General features: G+C 63.2%; 8 protein-coding genes. 2 read left to right on the top strand and 6 right to left on the bottom strand.

Annotation, left to right across the window (positions count from 1 at the left end):
* Positions 1–2,492 (top strand): Tn3-like element IS1071 family transposase (locus tag BV908_RS21370; protein WP_103738568.1); only part of this gene is annotated, 2,492 nt, incomplete at its 5' end.
* Between the two features lie 112 nt (positions 2,493–2,604).
* On the opposite strand, the gene BV908_RS21365 is transcribed toward BV908_RS21370, so the two are convergent.
* The 5 genes from BV908_RS21365 to BV908_RS21345 form a co-directional block, all read right to left on the bottom strand.
* Positions 2,605–3,279 (bottom strand): helix-turn-helix transcriptional regulator, encoded by a 675-nt coding sequence (locus BV908_RS21365; RefSeq protein ID WP_210434052.1) that lies wholly within the window; start codon positions 3,277–3,279, stop codon positions 2,605–2,607.
* Positions 3,280–3,582: 303 nt separating this feature from the next.
* Positions 3,583–4,113, bottom strand: coding sequence for a nuclear transport factor 2 family protein (locus BV908_RS21360; RefSeq protein WP_103739167.1), 531 nt, complete (start codon positions 4,111–4,113; stop codon positions 3,583–3,585).
* A 28-nt stretch (positions 4,114–4,141) separates the two neighbouring features.
* Positions 4,142–4,741: a TetR/AcrR family transcriptional regulator gene (locus tag BV908_RS21355; protein WP_146052313.1), complete on the bottom strand. Its 600-nt coding sequence runs from the start codon at positions 4,739–4,741 to the stop codon at positions 4,142–4,144.
* Positions 4,742–4,927: 186 nt separating this feature from the next.
* A complete protein-coding gene (locus tag BV908_RS21350; protein ID WP_103739165.1) occupies positions 4,928–5,515 on the bottom strand; it encodes an MBL fold metallo-hydrolase in 588 nt (195 codons plus the stop codon).
* 64 nt (positions 5,516–5,579) lie between these two features.
* Positions 5,580–7,004: an amidase gene (locus tag BV908_RS21345; protein WP_103739164.1), complete on the bottom strand. Its 1,425-nt coding sequence runs from the start codon at positions 7,002–7,004 to the stop codon at positions 5,580–5,582.
* 432 nt (positions 7,005–7,436) lie between these two features.
* On the opposite strand from BV908_RS21345, the gene BV908_RS21340 reads away from it, so the two are divergent.
* Positions 7,437–7,934: an EamA family transporter gene (locus tag BV908_RS21340; RefSeq protein WP_172751425.1), complete on the top strand. Its 498-nt coding sequence runs from the start codon at positions 7,437–7,439 to the stop codon at positions 7,932–7,934.
* Here BV908_RS21340 and BV908_RS22880 read toward each other — a convergent pair.
* A partial coding sequence (locus BV908_RS22880) for a hypothetical protein (RefSeq protein WP_246867569.1) occupies positions 7,931–8,245 on the bottom strand: 315 nt, incomplete at its 5' end. The two genes, BV908_RS21340 and BV908_RS22880, sit on opposite strands and share 4 nt — an antisense overlap.

Genomic DNA, 8,245 nt, shown 5'->3' with positions numbered 1-8,245 from the left:
TACTCGTGCGGGCGCGTCAATGGCTGTACAAGAACAAGCTGGTGATCGTGCACGAGCGGGCAATTCGGACACTGATTGCGGCGGCACTTGCCCAGCTTGAAGTTGAAACAGGCACCGCCATCGCCGCCAGCGTTGATCCAGCAACACTTGATCGCTGGCGAGCCTCAGTTTCAGAGCTGCGCCCAGATGGACAAACCCAGCAGAGTTGGCTATGGGCTGCACCGGCGAAACACTCAACCCGCCAAATCAGCGAGGTACTGGAGCGCATCGACCTGCTTTACACGCTGGACGTTCATAAGCACCTGGCAGACATCCCCGATCTCATCTTGCGCCGCTACGCGCGCCGACTTGTCTCCAGGCCGCCCTCAGCCGGAGCCAAGATCAAAGAGCCAGCGCGCACCGTGGAGGTCGCATGCTTTCTTCGGTATTGCCTGTTCACCACCACAGACCAGTTGATCCTTATGGTGCAGCGCCGGATCGCCGATCTGTGGCGTCAGGCTGCCGCCGATGTCCCCGCTACCGTCAATTGGGCCGCAATGTACAAAACGCTGCTCGGCGAACTTGTTGCCTTGAGCGCGCAAGGTGCGGTGCCAGATGCTGAGTTGCGTGCCCGTCTTGAAGCCTTGATCACCGAAACCCAGAAACGCAAACCACCGAGCAGGGCCTCCCTGGTCCGCGAGGGATTGATTGATGGAATTCGCCCCGTGCGGTCGTTGCTCGTCGCCATTGCAAAGCTGCCCTGGCAGGCCACCGGCGAGCATCCTGCCATCGAGTACCTTGCCAAGCTGCAAGCTTTATATCTCAAAGGATCCAGAAAGCTGCCAGTTGAAGTGGTGGCACCAAGTCTGGGAATGATCTGGCAGGTTTCGATCTCCAGCCCAGACCGGGAACGGGCGTTTCAGGCGTTGGAGGTGGCCACCCTGTTTGCCCTGCGCCGCGCGGTGCGCAATGGCTCGGTCTGGATTGAGCACAGCCTGAGCTTTCGGGGTCGTGCGCGCTTGTTCTTCACGGACGAGCGTTGGCAGGCAGAGTCCAAGAAACACTATGCCCGTCTATCGTTACCCAGCAAGGCTGCCACTTTCTTGAAGCCTTTGCTGGCCAGAGTAACTGCCGGTGTCGATGCGGTGGCCGCTGCAGCCCGCAGTGGCGTACTGCGCGTGGATGATGAACTCCATTTGTCGCCATTGCCCGCAGAGGACGAAGACCCAGAAGTGACCAAGCTGCGCGCGGCTTTGGATCACCGCATCGGTGAGGTTCAATTGCCGGAAGTGATTCTGGCCGTTGACGCCCAGGTGCGCTTTAGCTGGATCATGCTCGGACGTGAGCCGCGCTCTACCGACGAGCTGCTGATGGTCTATGCCGGCATCATGGCCCACGGCACCAGTCTGACTGCGGTCGAATGCGCGCGCATGATTCCGCAATTGTCTGCCACCAGCATTCGCCAGGCCATGCGCTGGGCGCGGGACGAACGGCGTCTGAGCCAGGCCTGCCAGGCTGTGCTGGAATTCATGCAGCGACACCCGATTGCCGCCACCTGGGGGCGGTCCGATTTGGCATCTTCTGACATGATGACCATGGAGACCACCAAACGGGTGTGGCAAGCCCGGCTTGATCCTCGGCGCAACACACCTTCCATTGGAATCTACTCCCATGTAAAAGACCGGTGGGGCATCTTCCATGCGCAGCCCTTTGTGCTCAATGAGCGCCAGGCGGGCGTGGCCATTGAAGGTGTCATCCGCCAAGAAAAGCTGGAGACCAGCCAGCTTGCTGTGGATACCCATGGCTACACCGACTTTGCCATGTCACATGCCCGTTTGCTTGGTTTTGATCTTTGCCCGCGGTTGAAGGAACTCAAACAGCGCCACCTCTTTGTGCCACGCGGCACCAAAGTGCCCGCAGAAATCGCTGCGGTGTGCGAAGCCAATGTCGACGTCGCTTTGATCGAAAAGCATTGGGATAGTCTGGTGCACCTGGCAGCCTCGGTCATGAGCGGACATGCCAGTGCGGTGGCAGCTCTTGCGCGGTTCGGTTCTGCCGCCCAGGGCGATCCAATCTATGAGGCTGGCGTGCAATTGGGGCGGTTGCTGCGTACGGCGTTTTTGGCTGACTACTTTGTCAAGGACGCTTTCAGGAACGAGTTGCGCCGGGTGCTCAATCGGGGCGAGGCTGTTAACGCCCTCAAGCGCGCCATTTATACCGGCCGGATCAGCCCGGCGCAGGCCAAACGTGTCGATGAAATGCAGGCTGTGGCCGATGCGTTGAGCCTGATGGCCAACATCGTGATGGCGTGGAATACCTCACAGATGCAGGCGGTCCTGGATCGCTGGTCGAACCGCCGCCAGGTCATTCCACCGGAACTGATCGGGAAGATTGCGCCCACCAGGCTGGAGAGCATCAACTTGCGGGGTGTGTTTCGCTTCCCGGTTGACCGCTATGCTGACCAAATCCTGCCTTCGCGGCCAAATGCATCGATAACTGGCACCAATGGATGAAACCGACCACGGTTTGACGCCACGAATCGCAGATTTGAAAGTGAACAGGAAAGTCAATGAAATCAACGATCTACCAACACCACCTCCGCGCCAGTGCTAGCTTTTCGTACCGTCACTTATTGCACTGAAAACGAGGAGACCCCTTGACCGATGCCGGTGAGGTGATGTCGGCAAAGGTCGGGCGATGCTCCAGGAGCCGACCCGCGACCCCCCCTCGCAGGTTCAGCTCGGCGATCGCGAGCTGGGCGCCTTGCAGCATCTGGCGCCCATCCTCGGTCCACTCCTGGTTCGCCGCGTAGATCCCCCCGACAACGAGCCGTCTGAGCCGGCGCCCGGCGCCCGGCCTCGGCAGGGCGCGACCTGGCCGATCCGGACCGGCGAGGCGGCGCACCTCCTGCTCCAACACCACCGCACCAACCGGCGCCAGGCCTTCGGTGGTCCCGCCGGGGATCGGCAGCGTGATAAGTCCACGGTCAAGAGCAACCGCGGCGGCAGCAGCGCGTGTCGGTAGGTCCAGCTTCGCCAGGAGCCGCTCGATGTGGGTCGCAACCGTACGACGAGCGACCTCAAGCCGCAGGGAGATCTCGGGGTTGGACAGACCGCAGGCGATCAACGTCAGCACTTGAAGCTCGCGCCGATTGAGGTGGCACCGCTCCGCCGGGTCGGCGAGTTCGACGTCCACCGAGCATCGACCATCGGGCTTGCGTGTCTCGACATGGACTGCGAGGAGCGTCTCGTGCCCCTTGGAAGTGGTGTCGGTGCCGGTGTGTCTGTCATTGAGCCACAAGAAGTCCAGCGGAGTAGCCGGATTCACCAAAGGCGCACAGCGGAGATACGGCACGAGTCCAGCCATCCCGGCCAAGCCACCCAACGGCCGAGCGGCCTCGATCCCACTCGAAGCCGCCTCGGCGCGGAGCAGCGAGCGCGGCTCGGGCCCGTGCACCATCCGAAGAACGCTACTCCACTGGCGAGGTGGGCGGGGACGGCCTGCGGTCAAGACCGCCGGGTGCGGCTGCTCCCTCGGTCCCGTCCCACGCCTCCGGTTCCCACCCGGCGACCGGCGCGATCGGAGTGACCGAGGCCTGTCTCACTAGCGACCCCAGTTATCCGAAGGCTCCAGCTTTTTCGGGAACAGATGCCAGTACTCTCGCAACTCGCGGCACCGCCCGTCCTCGGCGAACTCGAGCAGGCACGTCCCGGCGAGCGTTGCTGGCTCGTCCGACCACGTTAGGTTGACCCACCACTCGACCGCGGCCCGATTGGGCGGCTGGATGAGTGGTGTGCCGAAGCGGACACTGACGTCGGACTGTCCTGCCGTTACCTGCGTGAAGTAGTCCCGCACACCCGCGGTGCCCACCCATCCGGGTTCGTCCGGCTTGTCCTGGTAAAGGGCATCCGGGGTGAACAAGTCAGTGAGCGCTTCGATATCGAAGCGGATCCAGGCATCGCGGTACTGGTCCAGCCAAGCTGTGAGGTCCACGTTCTGCTCCTGCGGGGCAAGGTTCCCTGAATAGGTCCCGCTAATTCTCGCTTCGCGCCCCGCCCACGTGAAGGGTCGTTCCGTGATGGCGAACGGCAGCCCGATCCACGAACAAGTTGCCGCCCACTTCCAGTCGACCATGGGTGTGGATCTCAACCCCTGGTCAGCTTCAACTCCTAGACCCCGGACTAGATTCGAGCAGCGCAGATATCAACGTGCGCATCCGCCGAGTAGCGGTGGGGCGGTCCAAAGCGCGGCATCGGCGCAATTGCCGCCAGGTCAAAATATCGGTGGCGATCTCGAGGAGGTCGACGAGCTCGTCGCGTGCTTCGGCCGAGGAAGGGAGGCACGGAGCAAAGACGGTCTCGACCCAGGTCCGGTGCATTCGACGGTCGCGTTCAGTGATCCGATGTACTTGCGGATCGTAATTCTCCTGAGCGAGCAACAGGATCAGGCTGTCGCCACGACGCTCGTACTCGTCAACCACGACCTCAAGAGCGGCAGCGGTGTCGCCGACGGGCACCGGTCGCTCTTTGTCCACTTCCAGCGCGACGCGCCCGATCGCTGCCTCAATGAGACCTGCCCGACTGCCGAACTTCCGCAGCACTGTCTGCACGCTGACTCCAGCGGCGGTGGCAACCTCGCCCAGCGAGATATCGACCAACCGCTTGACCACCGCAAATTCAGCTGTTGCAGCCAAAATGTCCAGCCGGGTCTGCTCGGCGGCCTCAGCTCGAGCCTTCATTCTGTAACTACGGTTACTTTTCACGATCAGGCTACTTAGCACTAACGGTGAGCCAACGGATGTCGACGCTACGTGAAGACCGATATCCAACAGCTCGAGCAGTTGCCACCCCAGGATCCCGGAGGGTCCCTCTTCGAGGTCTAGGTCGGGTGCGAGTAAGGCGTTCGTTTCCGAGAAACAGGACCGGATGTCGCGGCCTCTCGCGCGATTCTACGCTCCGTCGAGGGTCTCTCGCATCGCCACCGAAAGATCCATGAGGGCCTGGCGCCCATCGCCGACGAAGGACGACCCATGCATGACGGCGAGGGTCTCGGGCGCAAGGTCGGCAAGTTGAGCCAGCACCTTGCCCGTGGTGTCGGAATACTGCAGGTAGCCCCCGAATGGGCCGGCCTCGTAGTCGAGCAGCATCTGACGGAATCGCCCGACGACGTCCGACGACGTCGACGGCTCCACGTCGCCGTTCTGGTGAAACAGGTCGGAGCAGAACAGCGTCCGGCCGGTCTGCTCGAACAGCAGGCTTGCGTCCCAGCAGTGCGGGACGTTGGGGGTGCGCAGGAACTGGAAAGAGAATCGTCCTGTCTCCAGACACTCCCCGTCTGCCATCGCACGAGACGGTCGCAGCGCGACGACATCGTCGACGCTGACCTCCTTGCTCACCAGGCTGCAGGCGGCGACGGAGTCCGGAGCGATGGTCTGCCATTCCCGCAAGGCCCCGCACTCGTCGGCCTCGAAGTGGCTGAAGCTGATCCATCGGATGCTGGAAGGGTCCAGGACGGTGGCGACAGCGTCCTTGACCACGGGGAATTGGACGGGTGCGGGTATCGGGGCGCCGCCGGACGGGGCGCCCGGGGTTGGTCGAGGCTCACAGCGGCGGCTTGCGCGCCGCCCAGGGATGTGCCTCCTCATAGGCGGCGGCCAACGCCAGCACGCGGGCCTCTTGGCCCATGCCCCCGATGATCTGCAAGCCGATGGGCAAGCCGGAGGTGCTCCATCCGCACGGGATGGAGAGCGCCGGCTGGCCGGTGACGTTGAACGGATACGTGAAGGCATTGTGTCCGAGCATGTGCAGATAGCAGGCGTCCAAGTCACCGTCGTACGACGGCATCTGTCCCGTCAACGGCGGCAGGTCCGTGAGGGTGGGCGTGAGCAGGACGTCGAAGTCCTCGGTCCATCGGGCCATGCTCAGTGCGGCGGTGGTACGCAGGTGGTTGATCGCCTCGCAGTAGTCCATCGCGCTGAGCCCCCACCCGCGCTGGGCCAGTCCGAGCGTGTTGGGTTCCAGCAGGTTCAGGCTCCCCAACGGGACGGTCTGCGTCACCGACAATGCGGTATTGGCCGCGATGACTCGGATGAAGCTGTCGAAGATGCCGTCCAGACCATGGTCGATCTCGGTGACCGTGTGCCCGAGCGCCTCGAAGTTGGCGACCGCAGCCAGGAACGTCTGCTTGACCTCGGCGTTCAGCCGGTCGTGAGGCTTGGGCGGAGTGCAGGAGAAGGCGATGCGGAGGGGGCCTGGACGCCGACGCGAGGCCGTCAGGAACGACTCGCTCGGCGCGGGTAAGCCGTACGGCTCGCCGACGACGGGGCCCGACATCGCATCGAGCAACAGCGCGACGTCCTCAACGGTCCGCGCGATCGGGCCATTGGTGGCGAAGCCGGCCCAATACTCGTACGAGGTGGGCGCCCACGGGACGCGGCCCCGGCTCGGCTTCAGACCGACCACACCGCAGCTGGACGCCGGGACGCGACACGACCCGCCGCCGTCGTTGGCGGCAGCCAGCGGCGCGATCCCAGCGGCCACCGCAGCTCCGGCGCCACCGCTGGATCCGCCCGGTGTGTGCTCCGGCCGCCACGGATTCGAGGTCGGGCCGAACTGCGCGCTCTCGCAGGTGTTGGTGAGCCCGAACTCCGGGGAGTTCGTCCGGCCGATCGCGATCGTTCCAGCCGCGCGCAACCGCTGTCCGACCACTGTCTCGAAGCCCGGCTCGTAGCCCGCGAAGGCGCGCGAGCCATAGGTCGACGGCAGATCCGGCGTCTCATAGGCCAGATCCTTCAGCGTGATGGGTATACCGTGCAGCACTCCTCTGGATGGCTCGTTGTCGGCAGCGGCTGCCTCGCGGGTAGCCGCCTCGAAGCGCTGGGCTACCAATGCGTTCAGCTTCGGATTCACCTCCTCGGCTCGCGCAATCACGGCCGACATCAGTTCGGACGGAGCCAGTCGTCGCTCGGCGATGAGCTCAGACAGCTCGGTCACCGGCAGGTAGTACAACTCGTCGGTAGCAGTCATTAGGGGCCCGTTCCTCTCGGTTTATGTGTCCGCCGGCCGCACCGCGTGCGCGGCGTGCATGGCGGATGACATAGGTTCTGGTTGATGCGGTGTTGCTGGTGCAATCCTAGCATGTATCGGTTTCGCTGTCAACACCTGGTTTTATCGGGTTTCGCCCTATCCGGGCCTGGGTAGGCCTTGTCCTGGGGTACAACACACCCCTCGTGTCGTGTCGAGATACGGCCATAGTGTGCGCTATGGTGATGCCCGTACGCGTGGGCAGCCGCGGCGAAGCTGCCGTGCTTGGTGACCGCGAGCAGCATCTCCAACTGACGCAGTTCGATCATCGACCCTCCTTCGACACCCCGGATCGGGCCGTTGTTAGCGTGGCTGATGGGAATGTAAGGATTCTGCCACTTCTGCTAACTGTCCCGTGGCCGGAAGGATGATCGGGTGACGTGGAATCAGCAGGAACGGGCCGGGGCGAGTCTCGGCGCGCTCTCGGTGGTGTTCATCGGCGGATCAGTCGGGGCGGCGAGTCTGCTCCACGACTACCCATTGCTCGGAGGGCAGGCCGTGCGCTTCGCTGTCGCCGTCATCGTCCTCGTTGCCTGGGGTCGTGTTCGACGGCATCGGTTCCGCCTCCCGACCGTGCGTGAGAGCGTGTGGTTGATCCTGCTCGCTGTCTGCGGGATGGCCGGGTACGGGGTGATGCTCGTCCACGCCACCTCGGTCACCGAACCCGGCAATGTCGGCGTCGCGATCGGCGCTGCGCCTTTGTTCATCGTGCTCGTGCGTGCCGCGCACACCCGCACCAAGCCCGCTGTCGGGCTGGTGATCGGCGGAGTGATCGTTCTCGCGGGCACGCTCATCGCGCAAGCGTCTGCCAGCGGCGGGCTGCAGTGGGGTCTCCTCGTTTTCAGTGCAATAAGTGACGGTACGCAAAGCTAGCACTGGCGCGGGGGTGGTCTGGGTAGACCGTTGATTTCATTGACTTTCCTGTTCGCTTTGTAAACGGGTATGGTGGCCTCCCACTTTTGAGGTTCACGATGCAGGGTTGGCACACAACGTTTTTGGGGATGCGTGGGCTCCCCCGCGATATCAGCGACTTCGAGATGAAGGCATTTTTCACCTTCGATGGTGCCGAGCGCGACGCAATCAATGCACGCCGAGGTGATTCCCACAAGCTTGGTCTGGCGCTCCATATTGGTTTCCTGCGCATGAGTGGGCGTTTGCTCGGTGCCTTTCGGGTAATTCCAGTA

Origin of the sequence: Diaphorobacter sp. LR2014-1 (assembly GCF_002916785.1) — a bacterium.
Classification (GTDB): domain Bacteria; phylum Pseudomonadota; class Gammaproteobacteria; order Burkholderiales; family Burkholderiaceae_C; genus Diaphorobacter; species Diaphorobacter nitroreducens.
Note: the sequence above shows the minus strand (reverse complement) of the source record. Positions and strands in the feature narration are given on the sequence as shown.

Excerpts from the sequence above, each read along its gene's own strand:
- BV908_RS21360 (WP_103739167.1), bottom strand. The coding sequence starts at position 4,113 with ATGGTCGACTGGAAGTGGGCGGCAACTTGTTCGTGGATCGGGCTGCCG.
- BV908_RS21345 (WP_103739164.1), bottom strand. The coding sequence starts at position 7,004 with ATGACTGCTACCGACGAGTTGTACTACCTGCCGGTGACCGAGCTGTCT.